This window comes from Skermanella aerolata KACC 11604, from assembly GCF_000936425.1.
Lineage (GTDB): Bacteria > Pseudomonadota > Alphaproteobacteria > Azospirillales > Azospirillaceae > Skermanella > Skermanella aerolata.
On sequence record NZ_AVFK01000008.1, the window covers coordinates 59,537 to 80,130 of the forward strand.

Here is a 20,594-nt window from a genome sequence, read left to right on the forward strand (position 1 = left end):
ATTGATGCCGGCAGATGTCATTATTATGCTTTTTGCCTTAAAATTTAAATTCTATGATGAGATTAGCCGCCGGTCGTAAATGAAGGATGACCAGGGCACGTGTTCAGGCGACAGGTCTCCGGCAGGCCCGCCTTCAGGCGAACTGGCCGGCGCAGTAACCGGACGACCATGCCCATTGGAAGTTATAGCCGCCGAGCCAGCCGGTCACATCGACCACCTCGCCGATGAAGTAGAGACCCGGCACGGCGCGGGCTTCCATCGTCTTGGACGACAAGGCGGCGGTATCGACGCCGCCCAGGGTGACTTCGGCTGTACGGTAGCCTTCCGTCCCGGCGGGGGAAATCTCCCAGTGGCGGAGGTCGTGGGTCAGCGATTGCCATTCCCGCTCCGGCACCCGGTTCGCCGGACGGCCGTCGAAGGATGCGGGCGTGACCTTCAGGGCCAGTCGGCGGGGCAGCAGGTCGGACAACAGCGTCTTCACTTCCGCCTTGGGACGTTCCGCGACAAGGCCCTTCAGCCGGTCTTCGATCCCGGCTCCCGGCAGCATGTCGATTTCCACCGGCATGCCGTCCTTCCAGTACGACGAGATCTGGAGGATGGCCGGGCCGCTGAGGCCCCGATGGGTGAACAGCATCGCCTCGCTGAAGGAGGCGCCGCCGCACCGGACCTCCGCGTCGAACGCCACGCCCGCCAGATCCTTGAAGTTCCTGGGGTCGGCATCGGCGAAGGTGAAGGGGACGAGCCCGGCCCTGGTCGGCAGCACCTCGACGCCGAACTGCTTGGCCACCCCATAGCCGAAGCCGGTCGCTCCCATCTTCGGGATCGACAGCCCGCCGGTCGCGATCACGAGGCTTTCGGTGTCGAAGGCGCCCCCGCTGGTCTCGACCCGGAAGCCGCCGTCCTTCTCGATCCGGCCGACCGTGGTGTCCAGCATCAGGGTGACGCCGGCTTCCTCGCATTCGCGCAGCAGCATGCCGACGATGTCGCGGGCGCTGTCGTCGCAGAACAACTGCCCCAGCTTCTTTTCATGAAAAGCGATGCCGTGGCGGCGAACCAGCGCGATGAAGTCGTGCTGGGTGTAGCGCCGGAGGGCGGAGATGCAGAAATGCCTGTTGGCCGAGATGAAGCGGTCGGGAGCGGTGTGCAGGTTGGTGAAGTTGCAGCGCCCCCCGCCGGAGATCAGGATCTTCTTGCCCGCTTTTTCGGCATGGTCGATCAGCAGCACCCGGCGGCCGCGCCGCCCGGCGGAGATCGCGCACATCAGTCCGGCGGCTCCGGCTCCGATGACGATGACGTCAGTTTTAGTGGCTGATACGGCCATTCAGGTGCCCCGGCGTTTGGCGCGGCTGGTCGGTTCCGCTTCCAGCGGGTCGTCCGGCCAGTAATGTTTCGGATACTTGCCCTTCAGGTCGGCCCTGACGTGGCGGTAGGTATTGGCCCAGAAGCTGGCGAGGTCGCTGGTCACCTGCATCGGCCGATGGGCCGGCGACAGCAGATGGAGCACCAGCGGCACCCGACCATGGGCGAGCTTCGGCGTTTCGGCCAGCCCGAACATTTCCTGAAGCCGCACCGCCAGCACGGGCACGTCGCCGCTCGTATAGTCGAGCGGGATGCGCGAGCCGCTGGGGACATTGACATGGGTGGGTGCCGCGTCCTCCAGGTCGCGCTGGCGGTCCCAGGGCAGCAGCGACTTGAGGGCGGAGCCGAGGTCGAGCCGCTTCAAATGGGCACGGCGCGTCAGCCCAGTCAGGAACGGAGCCAGCCAGTCTTCCAGGCTTGCGAGCAAGGTCTCGTCGGACATGTTCGGCCAGCCGGAGCCTTCCGGCTCGAACCGGCGCAGAAACTCGACGCGGGCGCGGAAGTTCTCCAGCTCGCGGGTCCAGGGCAGCACGGCGAGGCCGAGTTCCCGGATGCCCTGGCAGAAGGCTTGCGCCGTGCGGGCGCCGCCGGGGTCCGGCAATGGCTCGTCCTTCAGGACCAACTCGCCCAGCCGGCGCTGGCGGCGAGCCAGCACGGCTTCCTCCCGGCTGTCCCAGGCGATGGATTCGACCGTCTCGATCGTGTCGGCGAAGTCTTCCTCGATCTCGGCCAGGGTCAGCGGCGCTGCCAGGAAGATGCGGGCCTCCCGCTTGGCGCCGTCCAGGTCGGCCACGGCGAGGAAGTCCTCGGCGGCGAGAGGCTCCATCTTCAGGAAGAACGCGCCGCGCCCGTTGCTCAGCCGGTACTGGCCGTCGCTGCCCGGACGCCGCTGGGCAATGCGGTCGGGATAGGCCAACGCCAGCACCCTTCCGGTATCGCCTACGGTTCCGCTTCCGGCGGCGATGCCGAGCTGGCGCTGCCATTGCCGCGCCTGAGCCGCCACCTGCCGCACCGACCAGAGCTTCTGGTCGCCCGATCTCAGCGTCTCGACCCGGCGGCGGATATCGGAGTCGCGCTGCTCGCCCGGCTGTTCTGTCAGGATATCGCGCTCCCCCAGCAAGGCCGCAATCTGGCAGGCCAGCGCGCCGCAGCCGAGGTCGCGGGCGCGCAGGACCATGTGGGCCAGACGCGGATGCATGCCGAGCGAAGCCATGTTGCCGCCATGCGCCGTGATCCTGCCATCCGCGTCGAGTGCGCCCAGCCGGCGCAGCAGGTCGCGAGCCTGGGCATAGGCCGGTGCGGGCGGCGGGTCGAGCCAGCGCAGGTCGGCCGGATCGCTGACGCCCCATTGCGCCAGTTCCAGCGCCAGCGGCGCCAGATCGGCCGCCAGCATCTCAGGGGCGGTATGCGGCGGCAGCGCCCTGTGCTGCCCCTGCGGCCAAAGCCGGTAGCAGACGCCCGGCTCCAGCCGTCCGGCGCGGCCCCGCCGCTGGTCGGCGGAGGCTTGGCTGACCTTGATCGTCTCCAGCCGGGTCATGCCGCCGCCGGGATCGAAGCGGGAAACCCGCATCAGTCCGCTGTCGATGACGACGCGGATGCCTTCGATGGTCAGGCTGGTCTCAGCGATCGAAGTGGCCAGCACGATCTTCCGCAGTCCCGGCGGCGTCGGACCGATCGCCGCGTCCTGGCGGTCCTGGGGCAGGTCGCCGTAGAGCGGAGCGATCAGGACGCCCGGCCCGGTGGAGGCCTGCACCAGCAGTTTCTCCACCCGGCGGATCTCGGCGACGCCGGGCAGGAAGACCAGGATATTGCCGGTCTCCTCCTTCAGCGCCGTCAGCGTGGCGGATGCCACGGCATCCTCGATCCGGCGGGCTCCGCTTGGATCGATATGGCGGGTTTCAACCGGGAACGCGCGGCCTTCCGAGGTGACGACAGGGGCACCGTCCAGCAGCCGGGCGACTGCCGTGCCGTCCAGCGTGGCGGACATCACCAGCAGGCGCAGATCGTCGCGCAGGACCGACTGGGTCTGGAGGCACAGGGCCAGCCCTAAATCCGCGTCCAGGCTGCGTTCGTGGAACTCGTCGAACAGGACGGCGCCGATCCCTTCCAGGGCGGGGTCGCGCTGGAGCAGGCGTATCAGGATTCCTTCGGTCACCACTTCGATCCGGGTGTTCGGTCCGACCTTGCTGTCCATCCGGACGCGGTAGCCGACGGTTTCGCCGACGGCTTCCCCCAGCATGTCCGCCATCCGGCGGGCGGCCGCGCGGGCGGCCAGACGGCGCGGCTCCAGCATCACGATCTTCGAGCCGGCCAGCCATGGTTCGTCCAGCAACGCCAGCGGGACGCGGGTGGTCTTGCCGGCACCGGGCGGCGCCTGGAGGACGGCGTAGGGAGCCGCTCCCAAGGCCCGGCAGATGTCGGGAAGGACCGGATCGATCGGCAGGACTGAGGGGATGGGATGCGGCAAGGGATGCGCGGCCTGTTTCAGAATAGGTCGGGAGCGTTCGGCGGCTCTATAGCATGGCGTCTGGGACGATGCCCGCCGCTTTACTGAAAATTAGGCACGGCGGCCGGAAGATGCAGCCCGAAGTCCCGTATTTCCGGAGATTCGCTGGCGATCGTCCATGATAACGAACGTCTCTTCTCTCCAGCGTCCGCTCTATGCCGCGCCCCAGCGCGGCCGCGACGGCGCTGCACAAGGCACCGGCCTCGCCGGCGCCGACGGGGAGACGAGTGCTTCGACCGACGGCAACGCCGCCACCCGGGATTACAAAGGCGCCGGGAACGCCAAAGGCGATGCCAAGGGCGCCAAGGGCCTCAAGGGTGGCAAGGACGATAAGGACACCGGCGGCGACGGCGAGAAGCGTGACGCCAGCGGCCTGACGGAGGGCGAGCGCAAGCAGCTCAAGGAGCTGAAGGCCCGCGATACCGAAGTTCGCAATCACGAAAACGCGCACAAGGCTTCCGGCGGCCAGTTGGCCGGCTCGCCGTCCTATACCTATCAGACCGGACCGGACGGCCAGCGCTATGCCATCGGCGGCGAAGTCTCGATCGACGTCAGTCCGGAGGACGATCCCGCCGCCACCATCGCGAAGATGGAACGGGTCAGCCGTGCGGCGACGTCTCCCGCCGAACCGTCGCCGCAGGACTTCAAGGTCGCCGCCGCCGCCCGCCGCATGATGGCCGAGGCGCAACGCGACCTCGACGCCGCGAAGCTCGACGAAATGAAGGGTGGCGACGACAGCGTCAAGGGTGCCGCCGGTAATTCCGCCACGGACCCGGCCGGGCAGGGGGGCAGGGCGGAGGAAGCCGGGCAATCCGGCCCGCACGATGGGAAGAGCGGTGAAAAGGAGCAGGCCAAGGCTTCCTCCGCCGCCGCGGTCGCCACCGCCATGCAGGCCTATCAGAGTGCCGCGGCGCTTGTCCGGTCGTCGCGGGCGCAAAGTGGGATAAACGCCTGAAGCGTTTGCGGACATGCGGCATCTTCGGGTGTTATGCAACACCTCGACATCCGCTCCCAAGTTCGCCTGGATCCTCCCGACGTGACCTTTTTCGTCCTGGCTGTCTTCACCGCCACTTATGCCGGAATGGCCCTGGGGCGGTTCCCCGGTCTGCGCATCGACCGCACGGGTATCGCCCTCGTGGCGCTGATCGTCCTGCTCGCCGGCGGCGCCGTGCACACCTCGGAGATCGCCGGGGCCATCGATTTTCCAACGCTGTTCATCCTGTTCGGGCTGATGATCCTGTCGGCGCAGTTCGCCGCCGCCGGATTCTACGACTGGTGCGCGCTCCGCGTCGCGACGGCCAGGCGCTCTCCCCTGGTCCTGCTGGCGGTGACCGTCGCCGTGTCGGGCGGATTGTCCGCCGTGCTGGCGAACGACGTCGTGGTCTTCGCCATGACCCCGATGCTGTGCGTCGGATTGAAGGGGCGCGGGCTCGACCCCCGGCCGTACCTGATAGCACTGGCAGGGGCCGCCAATGCGGGTTCCGCCGCGACGCTGATCGGCAACCCCCAGAACATCGTGATCGGTCAGGTCGGCGGTCTGGATTTCTGGCAGTTCGCCGGCGCTTGCGGCGTGCCGGCGCTGTTTGGGCTGGTCTGCGTCTTCGTCACGGTGGCCTTGATCTGGCGCGGACGCCTGACGGTCGGCGGCCTGAGCCTGGACGACGTGCCATTGCCGCAATTGGACCGCTGGCAGTTGGGCAAGGCGCTGCTGGCGACGTTCGCCCTGCTGGCGATGTTCGGGACGGCGATGCCGCACGAGATCGGGGTGCTGCTGATCGCCGGCGCCATGCTGATCAGCCGCCAGTTGGGCAGCCGCGACATGATCGGCATGGTCGACTGGCACCTTCTCGTCCTGTTCGCCTGCCTGTTCTCCATCAACTTCGCGCTCAAGCAGACCGGGCTGCCGGCGGATGCCGTAGCCTATCTGGCCGCCGCCGGACTGCTGCCCGACAGTCTCGCCGTCATGGCCCCGCTTTCCGTCTTGGCGAGCAATACCATCGGCAATGTCCCCGCCGTCGTCCTGCTGCTGGCCGTCTGGCATCAGCCGCCGGAAGGAGCGCTGTACGGACTGGCGTTGCTGTCCACCCTTGCCGGCAACCTGATGATCCTCGGCAGCCTGGCCAATATCATCGTGGTCGAGCGGGCACAGTCCATGGGAGTGCGCCTCGGTTTCGTCGAGCATGCCCGATGCGGTATTCCGATGACGCTTGCATCCCTGGCTTTTGCTTGTCTCTGGTTATGGGGGACCGGGCTGATGCCGTTGAAGTAAAAGGAAGCTCGCGTTATTTCGCAGTTGCGAGATAAAGCATAAACAGAACGGTTCAGTACTCAACGGTACACCTGTTACCCTTTGGGATAATATTACCTTTGGCTTGGTGTCTATGCCGAGAAAGTCTGCACAAGAACCAGTTTTTGTGCAAAAAGCCCTTTGCGGCGAGGGGGGATTGCGTTATTGTCCCCTCCAACGATGCGGGCAAGAACAAAAACAACTCTGAACCCGCACATGGGAGGATCGCTCAAAATAAAAACGCCACATCCGGCAAAGGATGGGCAACAAGGTTGAGGACGCTACGGCACCAATTACCGCACCTGATACAGGGCGGTTGGACCTGACCCAGGTTAGGTTCCGTCCTATACTCGGAGACATCGGAACAACGCTTCCGAAATAATAAGATCCCTTAGCATCAATGCGAGGGACGGCCGGGTAGAAGGACGATATGGAGGGTTATAGGAATTCAGCGGCGGGCATCGACCCGCCGCTTTCTCTTTGTGCGCCTCTTATTTAAGCAAGATCAGATCGTATCCCCGGCAGCCGCCGCTTCCCGGTAGGCTTCGTACATCGCTTCGATGGTCTCCCGGCTGACGTCGCGGGTGATGAAGACGATGCGCGACCGGTGATCGTCGCTAGGCCATGCCTCCAGCCGGACCGGCGGGTGGAAGACGTGCTGGACGCCGTGGACCACGACCGGCGCATCGGATTCCCGGACGTTCAGGATGCCCTTGATGCGCAGCAGGTCGGGACCGCGCAGCGTGATCAGCGTCTCGATCCAGGTCGCGAAGGCGTCCCACACCAGCGGTTCGTCGATCGTCATGCAGAAGGCGGTGATGTGGTCGTCGTGCCGGTTGCGGTCATGCCCGTGGTGGTGATGGCCGTGATCGTGGTCGTGTTGATGCTCGTGCCCATGATCGTGCCCATGGCCGTGATCGTGCCCGGCGTCCTCGTAGGCCTCCGCCTTCAGCCAGCGTTCGACATCGGGGCTCTTGGTTGTCGGGTTATAGAGGCCCGCGTCGAACAGACCGGCCGGGTCGATCTGGCCCTGGACCGCCCGCAGGATCGGGGCGGCAGGGTTGAGCGCCTTGAGCCTGTCTTCCAGGTCGGCTACCGCCTCGGCCGACGCGATATCGGTCTTCGTCAGGACGATCCGGTCGGCGACGGCGGCCTGCTTGACGCTTTCGTCGTGCCGGTTCAACTGATCGCCGCCGTTGACGGCATCCACCGTGGAAATGACGCCGTCCAGCCGGAAGCGGGCCGCGATCAGTGGGTCGTTCATCAGCGTGTGGAGCACGGGCGCCGGATCGGCCAGTCCGGTCGTCTCGATCACGACGCGGTCGAACTCCGGCACCAACCCGCGAACCCGCTTCAGGAACAGGTCGCGCAGCGTGTCGATCAAGTCGCCGCGCACGGTGCAGCACAGGCATCCGCTGTTGAGCAGCACGGTGTTCTCCGAGCTTTTCTCGACCAGCAGATGGTCCAGCCCGATCTCCCCGAACTCGTTGATGATGACGGCCGTGTTCGCCATGCCGGGATGGCGCACGATCTGCGACAGCAGCGTGGTCTTGCCGCTGCCCAGGAAGCCGGTCAGGACCGAAACGGGGAGACGGGTCGGGTTCGCGGCGATGACTGTGTTCACTCTATCTTGCCTTCCGGTTCGCCCCTGGGATCGGCCCTTCGCATCGGCGGCGCGGGCATCAGGGGCAGGGCGATTGTTCGTAGACTACGCTAGCGAGTTGCGGCAGGTCGTGCAAAGACCTCGGACTTCGACGGTCGTCCTGTCCACCGTGAAGCCCTGATCGCGGGCACAGGCGTCGATCGCGGCGCTCACCCTCGCGTCGTTGAGTTCGATCGCGTTGCCGCACTCGCGGCACACCAGGAACTGGCCGGGATGGGCATGGTCCGGGTCCGGGCAGCCGATATAGGCGTTCAGGCTCTCGATCCGATGGACCAACCCCTGCTCCACCAGGAAGTCGAGCGCCCGGTAGACCGTGAGCGGTGCTACCCGCTTGCCCTCCACCGCCATGTCGTCGAGGATGGCATAGGCGCCGCGCGGCCGGTGGCCGCTCCACACCAGTTCCAGCACCTGCCGGCGGATAGCGGTCAACCGCGCGCCGCGCGACGCGCACAGCGCTTCGGCACGGCCGAGCGCTCCGTCGACGCAGCGGCCGTGATCGTGTCCGGTTTCGGCCGGGGCCGTGATAGTCGTCATGGCGGGTCCCGTAAACTCATCCAGCGTTATGTAACTATATAACAACGATGAGGCCGGACTACCCGCAAAAATGAACCGAACTGGCGAAGCTATCCGCCGGTGCGGTAGGAGAAGGAGATGTGATGACAGTTCAGCCTGACGCAACCGTCGCCCCCGACGGCGACCTTCCGACGCTTCATATCAGGTGCGGCTCCGACATCCGTCAGGCGCTGTGCGATGCCGGCTTCACCGGCGATTTCCTTGAATATTCCAACCCCTACTGCATGGGGCCGGTGCCCGACGTCCCCGATCTCCAGGCGATCCGCGCGCGGTTCATCTCCGATGCCTTCGGCGGACCGCTCGGCTTGTCGGAGGTGGACGTCGTTGAAAAGCTGCGTATCGAGCATGATGGGTTGATAGGAGCCGCCACGCGCTATGAACGGGTTATGCTGTGGTTCGAGCATGACAGCTACGACCAGCTTATCCTGGCCCGGTGCCTGGCGCAGTTCCATCAGACCGGAGCGCCGAAGGTCCTTGAACTCGTCTCCGTCGACCACTTCCCCGGCGTGGAGCGTTTCATCGGCCTGGGTCAATTGCCCGCGCAGGCATTCCTGACGCTATGGAGCGAAAGGCACGCGGTCACTGCTTCCGACCTGTCGATGGGCTTCCGGACTTGGGACGTCTTGCGGAGCGACGATCCGAGTGCGCTGTCCGGTATCGCCCGCTCGAGCATACCCGGCTTGCCGGACCTACCGCGAGCGCTTCAGCGGCATCTGCGGGAATTGCCTTGGACGATCGATGGCCTCTCGCTGACCGAGCGCCTCGTTCTGCAGATCCTTGACGCCGAAAGCCAGACCATCGGCCGCATCTTCTCCCGCCTGATGCGGGAGGTCGAGCCGCTGCCCTGGCTGGGCGATGTCATGCTGCTCGCCATAGTCGAGGCCATGGCGAAGGCCAGCCAACCGGTCTTCACGATCACGAACGACAGCACCGCCCCGAACTGGCCCGAGCGCCGGCTGGAAATCACCGCGGCCGGCAAAGCCGTGCTGAAAGGCGAAATCGACTGGTTGTCGCTGTCGCCGCCGGAACGCTGGGTCGGCGGCGTCCGGATCGTTCCGGGCACGCCGCACTGGCGCTGGGACGAGGCTGCAGGAAAGCCGGTGCGGGCATGAAACCAACCCGCACCGGTTTGTACTCAAGGGCGGATCAGACGCCGATGACGCCGCCGTCTTCCTTGGTGATCATGACAACCGAGGGGCGGGGCGGCATGCCGTCCTTGAAATCAGGCCAGCGGGTGGCAGGGTCCTCGAAGCTGGACGACCTGCCGAACTCCGGCCAGTCCTTGGTGTTGTCGGTCGCCGGGTGCTGGACCGCGACGAACAGCGTCCTGTCGTCCGGAGTAAAGCACGGACCGCACATCTCGGCCCCGACCGGCACGCGGAAGAACAGCCGGGAAGTCCCCCGCATCTCGCCCTCGGTCTCCATCGCCCAGACGCCATCGGTCGTCTTCGTGCCCTTGTAGCTGTTGCCGTCGGTCGCCACCCACAGGCGGCCCTGGTTGTCCACCGCGCAGTTGTCCGGCATGCCGAACCAGCCATTCGGCGAGGTAGCCGGGTTGAAGCTGGCGCCGACTTCCGCGACGCTGGGATCGCCGCACTTGACCATGATGTCCCAGGCGAAGGTGGTGGAGGCATGGTCGCCGCCGGTCGGCGTCATCTCGATGATGTGGCCGAAGGCGTTCTTGCCGCGCGGGTTGGCGGCGTCGACGGCCTCCGCCTTGCGGTTGGTGTTGTTGGTCAGCATGACGTAGACCTTGCCCGTCTTCGGGTTCGGCTCGACGTCTTCCGGCCGGTCCATCTTGGTGGCGCCCAGCAGGTCGCCGGCCTTGCGCGCCTGGATGACGACGTCGGCCTGGCTCTTGAAGCCGTTTTCCGCCGTCAGCTTGCCCTGGCCGTGGGTCAGCGGCAGCCACTCGCCCTTGCCGTCCTCGCTGTACTTCGCGACGTACAGGGTGCCCTTGTCGAGCAGGTCCATGTTCGCGGCGCGGTTCGACGGATCGAACTTGCCTTCCGTCACGAACTTGTAGACGTAATCGAAGCGCTCGTCGTCGCCCATGTAGACGACGACGCGGCCGTCCTTGTTGACGATGCTTTCGGCGCCCTCATGCTTGAAGCGGCCCAGCGCGGTACGCTTCTTCGGGGTGGAAGCCGGGTCGAGCGGGTCGATCTCGACCATCCAGCCGAAGCGGTTGGCCTCGTTCGGCTCCTTCGATACGTCGAAACGGTCGTGATAGGCGCCCCAGTTGTACCAGTTGCCGGGGATGCCCATGCGCTTGTAGTTCTCGGCTTCCGGATGGTCGTCTGCGACCTTGCCCCAGAAGTTGCCGTTGACGTTCTCTTCCGCCGACAGATAGGTGCCCCAGGGCGTGATGCCGCCGGCGCAGTTGTTGATCATGCCGATCACCTGCCTGCCGGCCGGGTCGGCCTTGGTCTTCATGCGGTCATGGCCGGCGGCGGGGCCGGTGATCTCCATCACGGTGTCGGAGGCGGTGATCCGGCGATTGTACTTGCTGTCGGGGACCACGGCCCACTTGCCGCCGGTCTTCCTGACCTCGATCACGGTGCCGCCATGCGCGGCCATCTCGATATCGACCAGTTCCTTGGTGATCGCGACGAAGCCGATATCCTTGCCGTCCTTGTCCTTGCCGTCCTGCGCCACGCCGACGCCGGGGAACATGACTTCCTCGTCGGTGTATTCGTGGTTGATGCAGAGCAGGCCGTGGTCCGGATTGTTGGAGCCATAGGGCAGGCCGATATAGCCGACATAGTCATTGTTGTAGCCGAACTGCATCTTCTGGGCGGCGGCGGTCTGCTTCATCGGGTCGAAGGCCGGCGCGCCCGGCAGGACGGGGTCGCCCCAGCGGATCAGGATCTCGGCCTTGTAGCCCTTGGCGACGTGGTGGGTGCGGTCGACGCCGCGCTCGACCTCGTCGAAGCTGAAGGCCGCCTTCATGCCGTTGCCGGCCGCCGCCTTGGCCTTTTCGGCGGTGGCGAGCGCCAGCGGGCCGAAGGCCGCCGTGATGGCGGCGGCGGCGAGCGATCCGCGCAGCATGTCGCGTCGGCCGAAGCGCTTGTTGATGATGTCTCCCATCGTCGGGCCGTCGCTCGGGTTGCGGCCGATGTCCTCAGACGCTTCGAAGGCTTCCGCCTTGCACGAAAACTCACCGATGTCGCGCTTGTCCATGGTTCTCTCCCGCCTGACCTGATCCGTGATATGCGCCCGGATTTCCGGGCCTGTTGGCGCGGACCATAGTCGGCGTGCATGACGCTTCGGTGACGCCGGCGTTACAAGCGGATGAATTCCGGAAACGCCGGTCTCCCCTGTGGACGCGGCGACGCCGCACGCTAGTTCAGTAATCCGATCGACGCGATATTCCCGCGCGGCAGTTTGAACGCGCGGCAGTTTGAACGCGCGGCAGTTTGAACGCGCGACAGTCTGAACCCGATAGTCTGAAACAACGAAGCAGGGCCATTCCTCATGACAGCACCCATCATCGTCTTCGGCGCCAACGGCGGCATCGGCGAAGCTCTGGCGCGCCGGCTGGCGCGGGCCGGAGCGCCGCTTTTCCTGACCGGCCGCTCAGCCGACAAGATCGGACCGCTGGCCGACGACCTGAAGGCCCGGCATGGCGTCTGCGATGTGCTGGACGAGGCGGCGGTTTCCGCCATCGTGCAGGAGGCGGGGCAGGACGGCGAGGGCATCGCCGGCATCGCCTACTGCGTCGGCTCGATCGACATCAAGCCGCTGAAGGCGACCAAGGACGAAGACTTCATCCAGGCCTACCGGCTGAACGTGCTGGGCGCCGTCAACGCGATCCGGGCGGCGGAGAAGGGATTGAAGTCGGCCAAGGGTTCGGTCGTCCTGTTCTCGACCGTCGCGGTCCAGCAGGGCTTCGCCAATCACGCCCTGATCGCGTCCGCCAAGGGTGCGGTCGAAGGCTTGGGCCGCTCTCTCGCGGCCGAGTTCGCTCCCCATGTCAGGGTCAACGTCGTGGCTCCCAGCCTGACCCGGACCCCGCTTGCCCATGGCCTGACCTCCAACGACCAGATGGTCCAGAGCATCGCGGGCCTGCACGCGCTCGGCCGGATCGGCGAACCGGAAGACATCGCCGCCATGGCGGCCTTCCTTCTGACCAAGGAGAGCGGCTGGATCACAGGCCAGGTCTTCGGCGTCGACGGTGGCCGCAGCAGCCTGCGGACCAAGGGCTGACCGTTTTCCGGTCAGCCCTGCTACCTCCATCTCCCTCATGGCGAACGCCGCACGTACGCTGTACGGTTTCGCGCTCACGAAGGCGCGGCTCGTTGGTCCGGCTGCCGGCATGGCATGGGGGAAGATGGCTTTATCCTATAGCGGCTGGTGGAAGATCCTTAAAGGGACCTACCGGACCTCCACCGACAAGGGGCTGTGGGTTGCGGCGGCGGGAGTGGCGTTCTTCGCCTTCTACACGCTGATTCCCACGCTGGCGGTCTTGATCGTGACCTATGGGGCTCTCGGCGGCGGCGGCGACGTCCATGACCGGATGAGCGAACTCGGCCCGGTCTTCCCGGACCAGGCGATGCAGGCGCTGTTCGGCCAGATGATGGACACCGCCAGGGATACCGGGACCGGTTTCGGCTGGGGATTGTTCGGCAGTCTCATGGTCCTGGTCTGGAGTGGGCTGTTCGGCATGCGGGCCTTGATGGCGGCCCTCAACTATGCCTACCACGAGGTGGAAACGCGCGGTTTCCTGAAGCTGAACGGCATGGCGCTGCTGCTCTGCCTGGGGTCCTTCGTACTGGCCGCCGGTTTGATCGGAATTCTGACAGCGGCGCCGTTAATGATGCGGGACCCGGCCCAGGACCCTCTCTGGTCGAAGATCTACGTATATGGCCGCTGGCCGTTGGTCGGTGCCCTGATAATCGGGGCGCTGGCCGTCTGCTACCGGCTGGGACCCTGCCACTCCGCTCCGCGCTGGCGGTGGGTCGGCTGGGGTTCCATCTTCACCGCGACGGTATGGATCGTGACCTCCATTGGCTTCACGCTCTATGTCCAGCAGATCGCCAACTACGCGACGGCGTTTGGCTTGGCCGGCGCCGTCCTGACGCTGATGATCTGGCTATACCTGCTGGCCTACACCGTCCTGCTGGGCGCCGTGATCAACGCCGAGACCGAGCGCGAACACGGACCGGAAACCTGAGCGTTCCGGTCCGTGCCTGGAAAAGGGATCAAAGCAGCAGGGCTTTTTCCCGCTGCACCCCGCCGGACATCATGGCGGTTTCCTTCTGGTCCAATACGGCGCGAAGCTTGGGAAAGTCGACCTCCTCCTCTTGCTTGACGTGCCCAGCGATCAGATCCCGCAGTTCGGTGGCGATGCCGCGCCAGCGCGGGTCGCTCTTGGGCATCTGTTCCAGGTTAAAGAGATGCATCTTCATCTCCGCGTGCTCGCTGTAGAGATGCATGGTGTCGTCCTCCTCGTGGGCGCGGCCATGGAGCAGCGGATATACCACGTCCTCTTCCGCCACCGCATGCGCCGACAGCCGCCGCTTCAAGCGAAGGAGAAGCTGCGTGCGGTCGAACACCGCGTTGTCCGGACTGGATGTCATCCGGTCCAGCAGCGACAGGATGATCCTGTGATCTTCCGCCAGTCCATCGAACGGGTCGCGTCCCGCCGCTGCCTGCGCGGAGCCCGCCACCTGCGCCACGATGGGCGGCAGGATCCGGCTGGCGATCACGGCCGCCAGCGCGCCCGTCGTGAACGCGGCAAGGCCGCGCATGGTGATCAATCCTGAGCCTCGAGACATGGCGCCTGATCCTTGCCGTTGATTGAAATCAGTTGCTTCCCGGCGAGGCCGCGGGCGGGTCGCTTGCCGGAAAAGATTCGTCCACGCTTTCGTCGACCTTGTCCCAGGGGCGCCGCTCCTGATCCCGCATGTTCTCCGGTCCGGCATGCCGGACCGCTCCGTAGCAGCTTCCCTGCTCGACGGGAGCTTTCTCCGGATCGCTGAACGCCGCATATCTCCGGCCCGTTCGGTTATCTTCCCGATCCTGACCTTGACTCTGGCCCTGGCCGGAGGCGACGGGCTGCCCGGTCGGCCGGAGCGGACCGAAATACGCAAGGCGTCCGACATCCGGGATGCGGTCGTCGCCGCTCGGTGGCCGTTGGCCGCTGGCTGGCCGCCCCTGGCCGCCCGTCCGCTTCTGATACAGCCAGTATCCCAGCAGCGACGCACCCGCCGCCATCAACAAGGGACCGGCCAGACTGCTGGAACTGGAGCGTCCCCGCCATGCTTGCGCGCGCATCTCGATCTCCCACGCTGTGTTTCCTGCTCTCCCCAACAGGCGAAACAGCCACCTTGTCACTCAGGGCCGTCCGCTTGGCCGTATCGGCCTTCCCGCGAAGCTCTGACCTATGGCCCCTTGACTTCGCACTTGCGAAAGAGCAACTATCGGTCTCGATCAATTGTCTTTCGTGATCGCGCGAAGCGGCAACTTGTGCCGCTGCATCCGGAAGACTCGCATCAGCACCAGAGGGCGGCCCGGCAGCGCGCGGTCAAGGCCCCGAAAGATCCTTTCACAGTGACGTCTTTCAGCGATCTCGGCTTGAGCGAGCCGATCCTGCGCGCCATCAGCGCCGAGAACTATTCCACTCCGACCCCGATCCAGGCGCAGGCCATCCCGCACCTGCTCGAAGGCCGCGACCTGCTGGGCGTCGCCCAGACGGGTACCGGCAAGACTGCGGCCTTCGCGCTGCCCATCCTCCACCGCCTGTCCGCCACCCGCACCCGGCCGATTTCCCAGGGTGCCCGCACCCTGGTCCTAACGCCGACGCGCGAACTGGCGATCCAGATCGGCGACAGCTTCAAGACCTACGGCGCCAACCTGCCGCTGACCCATACCGTCATCTTCGGCGGCGTCGGCCAGAACCCGCAGGTCCAGGCGATGTCGCGCGGCGTCGATATCCTGGTGGCGACGCCAGGCCGTCTGCTCGACCTGATCGGGCAGGGCCTGGTCAAGCTCGACCGCCTGGAAGTGTTCGTCCTGGACGAGGCAGACCGCATGCTGGACATGGGCTTCATCCATGATGTCCGGCGCATCCTGAAGACGCTGCCGGCCAAGCGCCACTCGCTGTTCTTCTCCGCCACCATGCCGCCGGAAATCGCCAAGCTGGCCGACAAGATCCTGACCGAGCCGGTCCGGGTCGAGGTGACGCCGGTGTCGAGCACCGCCGAGCGGATCGAACAGCACGTCATGTTCGTCGAAAAGTCGGACAAGCGTCCGCTGCTGGGCGAAGTCCTGAAGCGTCCGGAGATCGGCCGCGCGCTGGTCTTCACCCGCACCAAGCACGGTGCGAACCGTGTCGTCGAGCAGCTTGGCCAGATTGCCGTCCGGGCGGAGGCGATCCACGGCAACAAGTCGCAGACCGCACGCCAGCGGGCGCTCGAGAACTTCAAGACCGGCGAGATCCGGGTGCTGGTCGCGACCGACATCGCGGCGCGCGGCATCGATATCGACGGCATCACGCACGTCATCAACTACGACTTGCCCAACGTTCCGGAAAGCTACGTCCACCGGATTGGCCGCACGGCGCGGGCGGGGACAAGCGGCATCGCCATCTCGTTCTGCGACAGCGAGGAGCGGGCTTTCCTCAAGGACATCGAGAAGCTGATCAAGGTCCGCATCCCGGTCGTCGAGGATCACCCGTGGCATTCCCACGGCGGCGTGGTGTCCGCTCCGAGTGCTGACGACCGTCCGCCGCGCCCGCCCCGTCCGCAGCAGCGCCGGCCCCAGGCATCGGCGGGGCAGGGGCAGGGCCGTCCGGCGCCGCAGGGCCAGGGACGTCCCCAGTCGCATGGCCGTCCGCAGCGGAGCGGTCACGGTCATAGCGGCGGTGGTGGCGGTGGTCAGGGGCGTGGCCGTCCGGAAGGGCGGTAACGAAGCTCCGGCTTCCACCCGGTTTCCAAATAAAAAAGGCGCGGACGATGTCCGCGCCTTTTTTGCGAGTGATCCGGCAGAACTGCGCCGCCTCTATATTTAATGCCTCAAGCCGAAGAGGCTGACCGGCGGTCGGCAAGTGTTGGGCCACGGCCCAACCTACGAAGCAGAAGCCTGTAGGTTGGGCCGTGGCCCAACAAACACTTGTCACCCGGGTCAATGTCTTCAGCCCGATACGACGGCAGGAGCGCCGGTCAAAGTCGTCAACCCTGGCATGATCCCGCGATAGACGAATCTCACCCCCGCTTGGTGTCGATCATATCGACGAAGCGGTGGAACAGGTAGTGGCTGTCTTCCGGGCCGGGCGAGGCTTCCGGATGGTACTGGACCGAGAAGATCGGCTTGTCCTTGACCCGCAGCCCCTCGTTGGTGCCGTCGAACAGGCTGACATGAGTCACCTCGACCGTATCCGGCAGGCTCTCCGGCTTGACGACGAAGCCGTGGTTCTGGCTGGTGATCTCGACCTTGCCGGTCGCCAAGTCCTTGACCGGATGGTTGGCGCCGCGATGGCCGCGCGGCATCTTCTCCGTCTCGGCGCCCAGCGCCAGCGCCATCAACTGGTGACCCAGGCAGATGCCGAACATCGGGACGCCGGTATCCATCAGCCCGCGGATCGTCGGCACGGCGTATTTGCCGGTGGCGGCCGGATCGCCGGGGCCGTTCGACAGGAAGACGCCGTCCGGCTTGTGGCGCATGACGTCCTCGACCGTGGCGTTCGCCGGTACCACCGTCACCTTGGCTCCGGTACCGGCAAGGCAGCGCAGGATGTTGCGCTTGGCGCCGTAGTCGATCGCGACGACGTGGTGGCGCGGGTTCTCTTGGCGGGCGTAACCCTCGCCCAGCTTCCACATGCCCTCGTCCCAGTCGTAGGTCTGGCGGCACGATACGTCCTTGGCAAGGTCCATACCCTCCAGCCCCGGCCACTGCCGGGCCTGCGCCAGCAGCGCTTCCAGGTCGAACGCGCCGTCGGGGCTGTGCGCCACGACGCCGGTCGGCGCCCCGCCGTCGCGGATGCGGCGGGTCAGCCGACGGGTGTCGATTCCGGAGATGCCGATCAGGTCGTAGCTTTTCAGCCAGTCGTCCAGGTGGCGGGTGGCGCGCCAGTTGGACGGATCGGTGATGTCGGCACGCAGCACGAGGCCGCGCGCGGCCGGCGTGACCGTCTCGATATCCTCGGCATTGGCGCCGGTATTGCCGATATGCGGAAAGGTGAAGGTGATGATCTGGCCGGCATAGCTGGGATCGGTCAGGATCTCCTGATAGCCGGTCATCGAGGTGTTGAAGCACACCTCGCCGACCGAAGCGCCCAGGGCACCCAGTCCTCGGCCCCACAGCACGGTCCCGTCGGCAAGAACCAGGACGGCGGTCGCACCTTCCGGGCGCGACGCGGCGGCGGCGCTGAGCGTCGCACCGGCGGGAGTGTTATCGGACATCGGTGATTGACCCCATATTGACGGCGCCATCGGGCGCATTACTTACAGCGGCTCTGATCGTGCCGCATCCCGCCCAAGTGGAACGCGAACCGGCACGCGTCAAGACCGCGACCGGCCTGTCGTGCCGTTCGTGGTTCGCTTGCTCCTGCGATTAAACCATGGCTCTGCACCGGTCAAGTGACGGAATGGCCGCCGTGCCCTGATCGCATCCCCCATCATGCCCCTGCCGCACGGCAACGGCCGCTCTGGCGGACGTGTCGGACATTGGGTATTGTTGCTTTGTATTCTCTCGATGAAGGACTTCAAACCATGTTCCGCACTCGGCTCAACGAGGCCTTGAAAGAGGCGATGCGGGCCAAGAACCCGCGCGCGGTATCGACCCTGCGCCTGATCCTGGCGGCCTTGAAGGACCGCGACATCGCGGCGCGGGGCCGCGGCGTCACCGACGGCATCGACGAGGAGGAAATCCTCTCCATGCTCCAGACCATGATCAAGCAGCGCCGGGAAGCGATCTCGCTCTACGAACAGGGCGGCCGGCTTGAACTGGCGGAGCAGGAGCGTGAAGAGATCGGCATCATCGAGACCTTCCTGCCCAAGCAGTTCAACGATACCGAGGTCCGCGAGGCCGTGGCCAAGGTGATCGCCGATATCGGTGCCGGCGGCATCAAGGACATGGGACGGACCATGGCCGAGCTGCGCACCCGCTATGCCGGCCAGATGGATTTCGGCAAGGCCAGCAGCTACGTGAAGGAAAAGCTGGTCCAGGCCTAACGGTTCAACGCGCTCCCTCTGTCACTCGGAACCCATGGCGTTTCCTCCTCAATTCCTTGAAGAGCTGCGGGCACGGCTGGCCCTGTCCGATGTGGTCGGCAAGCGCATGCGGCTGATCCGGGCGGGGCGAGAGTTCAAGGCGCCGTGCCCTTTCCACAACGAGAAGACGCCCAGCTTCTACGTCAACGACCAAAAGGGCTTCTTCCACTGCTTCGGCTGCGGCGCCCATGGCGACATCATCGGCTTCGCGATGCGCCACGATAATCTGGCGTTTCCTGAAGCGGTCGAGCAACTGGCGGCAGAGGCCGGATTGCAGGTGCCGCAATCGACCCCGGAAGACCGCCAGCGGTTCGAGCGGCAGAAGTCGCTGCACGATCTGGTCGAAGCGGCCTGCCGCTGGTTCGAGCTTCAGCTTTTCGCCCCGTCGGGCCGGGTAGCGCTGGAATACCTGCACGGCAGAGGCCTGGACGAGGAAGCCATCACCCGCTTCCGGCTGGGGCATGCGCCGTCCGATGGCAATGCGCTCCGCATCCATCTGGCGCGGGAGGGCTTCAAGGAACCCGACATGATCGAAGCCGGCCTAGTCCGGCCTTCCGATTATGGCGGTGGCGCCTTTTCCTTCTTCCGGAATCGCGTCATGTTCCCGGTGACCGACCGGCGCGGCCGGGTCGTGGCCTTCGGCGGCCGCATTCTGGAGGGTGAGGGGCCGAAATACATTAATTCGGCCGACAACCCGCTCTTTCATAAGGGCAAGCTGCTCTACAACATGAGCCGCGCCCGGCAGGCGGCCGCGGACGACAAGCCTGTGATCGTGGTCGAAGGCTACATGGACGTGATCGCCCTGGTCCGCGCCGGCTTCGAGGGGGCGGTGGCCCCGCTCGGCACGGCGCTGACCGAAAGCCAGATCCTGGAGCTGTGGAAACTGTCGCCCAGCGGCCAGCGGGTGCCCATCCTGTGCTTCGACGGCGACAATGCCGGCCAGCGTGCCGCTTTTCGCGCCGTTGAGAGAATTTTGCCACACCTGATGCCGGATCATTCCGTCAAGGTTGCCTTCATGGAGGGCGGGGAAGACCCCGACAGCCTGATCCGCAAGCAGGGCGCCAAGGCGATGCAGGAGGTTCTGGACGGCGCCAGACCCCTGGCGGACGTGTTGTGGCAAATGGAAGCGGAGGGTAGGGCCGTCGATTCACCGGAGGCCCGCGCCGGTCTTCAGGCGGCCCTGGACGAGCGGGTCGGAACCATCAACGACCGTACCGTGCAGTCGCTCTACCGGGACGAGATGCGCCGGCGGTTTTATGAAAAATTCCGCGCCCGGCCTGCGTTTCAGCAGCCTTTCCAGGGTCGGCAGGGCGGTCCGGGCAGGTTCGGCGGGCGCAATTTCCGCCAGCCGCGCAACACCGATCCGCCGCCCGATTACCAGCGGTCCAGACCCCGGCCGGCCCGCGAGGGACGCGAGCGGGTGCTGCTTGCGACGATGCTGAACCATCCTGAACTGTTCGAGGAATTCGGCGAGGCGCTGGGCGAAGTGCAATTCCTTGCCCAGCCGCTCGATCTCCTGCGGCAGGCGGTTGTATCGGTGCTGGTAGAACATCCCGGCCTTGACGCTGCCGCATTGGGTAGCCACTTGACTAGCAAAGGCTTCTCCAATCTGGAGGATGTCGTCGGCGCGGCGTCTTTCCTCTATGCTTTCGCCCGTGCGGAAGCGACTTTGGATCAGGCCCGCCGGGGTTGGGCCGACGTATGGGGGCAGACATATTGCGATCATATCCGGTCCGAGCGCCAGGAAGCGACACAGTCCCTAGCCCGCGACTTGAATATGGATAATTGGTCCCGCCTCAAGGCCCTCCAGGAGGCCGAGGCCGGAGCCGCTGAATTCGATGACGACCCCGACCTTGAATACTGAGGTCGCGTGTGGCAGATGGAGCATGGAGCTTGGGTCAGGCCAATAAAGTCAGTTCCTGTATGTGCGGATGGCGCGGAGCACCGCAAGTCGTCGGCGCTACTTTTGTTTTCTAGGCGGGGGCATCTATC

Annotated in this window: 16 protein-coding genes; 8 read left to right on the forward strand and 8 right to left on the reverse strand. The window is 65.7% G+C overall.

The genetic code is table 11. The features are described 5' to 3' along the window. Window positions 1-133: 133 nt before the first annotated feature. Together N826_RS12300 and hrpB are read right to left on the reverse strand one after the other, a co-directional pair. Window positions 134-1,321: a BaiN/RdsA family NAD(P)/FAD-dependent oxidoreductase gene (locus N826_RS12300; RefSeq protein WP_044429126.1), complete on the reverse strand. Its 1,188-nt coding sequence runs from the start codon at window positions 1,319-1,321 to the stop codon at window positions 134-136. Next, window positions 1,322-3,826 (reverse strand): ATP-dependent helicase HrpB, encoded by a 2,505-nt coding sequence (hrpB, locus tag N826_RS12305; protein WP_211099267.1) that lies wholly within the window; start codon window positions 3,824-3,826, stop codon window positions 1,322-1,324. It lies immediately after the preceding gene. A 157-nt stretch (window positions 3,827-3,983) separates the two neighbouring features. Here hrpB and N826_RS39915 point away from each other — a divergent pair, with 157 nt between their 5' ends. Beyond that, the gene (locus N826_RS39915) at window positions 3,984-4,820 is read left to right on the forward strand and encodes a putative metalloprotease CJM1_0395 family protein (RefSeq protein WP_052831116.1); all 837 of its coding nucleotides are present in this window, start codon (window positions 3,984-3,986) and stop codon (window positions 4,818-4,820) included. 81 nt (window positions 4,821-4,901) lie between these two features. Beyond that, a complete protein-coding gene (locus tag N826_RS12315; RefSeq protein WP_147040498.1) occupies window positions 4,902-6,134 on the forward strand; it encodes an SLC13 family permease in 1,233 nt (410 codons plus the stop codon). Between the two features lie 523 nt (window positions 6,135-6,657). Here N826_RS12315 and N826_RS12320 read toward each other — a convergent pair. Further along, complete coding sequence (locus tag N826_RS12320) at window positions 6,658-7,776, reverse strand: CobW family GTP-binding protein (protein WP_044429130.1); 1,119 nt, start codon at window positions 7,774-7,776, stop codon at window positions 6,658-6,660. Window positions 7,777-7,860: 84 nt separating this feature from the next. Further along, window positions 7,861-8,349 carry a Fur family transcriptional regulator gene (locus N826_RS12325; RefSeq protein WP_044429131.1) on the reverse strand — a complete coding sequence of 163 codons (489 nt, stop codon included), beginning with the start codon at window positions 8,347-8,349 and terminating at the stop codon, window positions 7,861-7,863. A gap of 122 nt (window positions 8,350-8,471) precedes the next feature. On the opposite strand from N826_RS12325, the gene N826_RS12330 reads away from it, so the two are divergent. Beyond that, window positions 8,472-9,500 carry a DUF1835 domain-containing protein gene (locus N826_RS12330; protein ID WP_044429133.1) on the forward strand — a complete coding sequence of 343 codons (1,029 nt, stop codon included), beginning with the start codon at window positions 8,472-8,474 and terminating at the stop codon, window positions 9,498-9,500. Between the two features lie 34 nt (window positions 9,501-9,534). Here the strand turns inward: N826_RS12330 and N826_RS12335 are convergent, their stop codons facing one another. Continuing rightward, the gene (locus tag N826_RS12335; RefSeq protein WP_044429135.1) at window positions 9,535-11,571 is read right to left on the reverse strand and encodes a PhoX family protein; all 2,037 of its coding nucleotides are present in this window, start codon (window positions 11,569-11,571) and stop codon (window positions 9,535-9,537) included. 294 nt (window positions 11,572-11,865) lie between these two features. Here N826_RS12335 and N826_RS12340 point away from each other — a divergent pair, with 294 nt between their 5' ends. Both N826_RS12340 and N826_RS12345 read left to right on the forward strand, forming a co-directional pair. Then, a complete protein-coding gene (locus N826_RS12340; RefSeq protein ID WP_044429136.1) occupies window positions 11,866-12,597 on the forward strand; it encodes an SDR family NAD(P)-dependent oxidoreductase in 732 nt (243 codons plus the stop codon). A 124-nt stretch (window positions 12,598-12,721) separates the two neighbouring features. After that, window positions 12,722-13,564 carry a YihY/virulence factor BrkB family protein gene (locus tag N826_RS12345; RefSeq protein WP_169789333.1) on the forward strand — a complete coding sequence of 281 codons (843 nt, stop codon included), beginning with the start codon at window positions 12,722-12,724 and terminating at the stop codon, window positions 13,562-13,564. Window positions 13,565-13,592: 28 nt separating this feature from the next. Here N826_RS12345 and N826_RS12350 read toward each other — a convergent pair whose 3' ends face one another. Further along, window positions 13,593-14,168, reverse strand: a complete 576-nt coding sequence (locus N826_RS12350; protein ID WP_044429137.1) for a hemerythrin domain-containing protein — start codon at window positions 14,166-14,168, stop codon at window positions 13,593-13,595. 28 nt (window positions 14,169-14,196) lie between these two features. Continuing rightward, window positions 14,197-14,667 carry a hypothetical protein gene (locus N826_RS44755; protein WP_052831120.1) on the reverse strand — a complete coding sequence of 157 codons (471 nt, stop codon included), beginning with the start codon at window positions 14,665-14,667 and terminating at the stop codon, window positions 14,197-14,199. Between the two features lie 276 nt (window positions 14,668-14,943). Between N826_RS44755 and N826_RS12360 the strand changes: the two genes are divergently transcribed. Then, on the forward strand, window positions 14,944-16,299 hold the full coding sequence (locus tag N826_RS12360) for a DEAD/DEAH box helicase (RefSeq protein WP_044429378.1): 1,356 nt from the start codon (window positions 14,944-14,946) through the stop codon (window positions 16,297-16,299). 296 nt (window positions 16,300-16,595) lie between these two features. On the opposite strand, the gene carA is transcribed toward N826_RS12360, so the two are convergent. After that, complete coding sequence (gene carA, locus N826_RS12365) at window positions 16,596-17,792, reverse strand: glutamine-hydrolyzing carbamoyl-phosphate synthase small subunit (RefSeq protein ID WP_044429138.1); 1,197 nt, start codon at window positions 17,790-17,792, stop codon at window positions 16,596-16,598. A 309-nt stretch (window positions 17,793-18,101) separates the two neighbouring features. Here carA and N826_RS12370 point away from each other — a divergent pair, with 309 nt between their 5' ends. Further along, on the forward strand, window positions 18,102-18,563 hold the full coding sequence (locus N826_RS12370) for a GatB/YqeY domain-containing protein (RefSeq protein WP_044429139.1): 462 nt from the start codon (window positions 18,102-18,104) through the stop codon (window positions 18,561-18,563). A 34-nt stretch (window positions 18,564-18,597) separates the two neighbouring features. Next, window positions 18,598-20,466 carry a DNA primase gene (gene dnaG / locus N826_RS12375; RefSeq protein WP_044429140.1) on the forward strand — a complete coding sequence of 623 codons (1,869 nt, stop codon included), beginning with the start codon at window positions 18,598-18,600 and terminating at the stop codon, window positions 20,464-20,466. Window positions 20,467-20,594: the final 128 nt, after the last annotated feature.

Coding starts and splice junctions, on each gene's coding strand:
- carA (WP_044429138.1), bottom strand. CDS start 17,792: ATGTCCGATAACACTCCCGCCGGTGCGACGCTCAGCGCCGCCGCCGCG.
- N826_RS12370 (WP_044429139.1), top strand. CDS start 18,102: ATGTTCCGCACTCGGCTCAACGAGGCCTTGAAAGAGGCGATGCGGGCC.
- N826_RS12330 (WP_044429133.1), top strand. CDS start 8,472: ATGACAGTTCAGCCTGACGCAACCGTCGCCCCCGACGGCGACCTTCCG.
- N826_RS12300 (WP_044429126.1), bottom strand. CDS start 1,321: ATGGCCGTATCAGCCACTAAAACTGACGTCATCGTCATCGGAGCCGGA.
- N826_RS12335 (WP_044429135.1), bottom strand. CDS start 11,571: ATGGACAAGCGCGACATCGGTGAGTTTTCGTGCAAGGCGGAAGCCTTC.
- N826_RS12325 (WP_044429131.1), bottom strand. CDS start 8,349: ATGACGACTATCACGGCCCCGGCCGAAACCGGACACGATCACGGCCGC.
- dnaG (WP_044429140.1), top strand. CDS start 18,598: ATGGCGTTTCCTCCTCAATTCCTTGAAGAGCTGCGGGCACGGCTGGCC.
- N826_RS39915 (WP_052831116.1), top strand. CDS start 3,984: ATGATAACGAACGTCTCTTCTCTCCAGCGTCCGCTCTATGCCGCGCCC.
- N826_RS12345 (WP_169789333.1), top strand. CDS start 12,722: ATGGCTTTATCCTATAGCGGCTGGTGGAAGATCCTTAAAGGGACCTAC.
- N826_RS44755 (WP_052831120.1), bottom strand. CDS start 14,667: ATGCGCGCGCAAGCATGGCGGGGACGCTCCAGTTCCAGCAGTCTGGCC.
- N826_RS12350 (WP_044429137.1), bottom strand. CDS start 14,168: ATGTCTCGAGGCTCAGGATTGATCACCATGCGCGGCCTTGCCGCGTTC.
- N826_RS12340 (WP_044429136.1), top strand. CDS start 11,866: ATGACAGCACCCATCATCGTCTTCGGCGCCAACGGCGGCATCGGCGAA.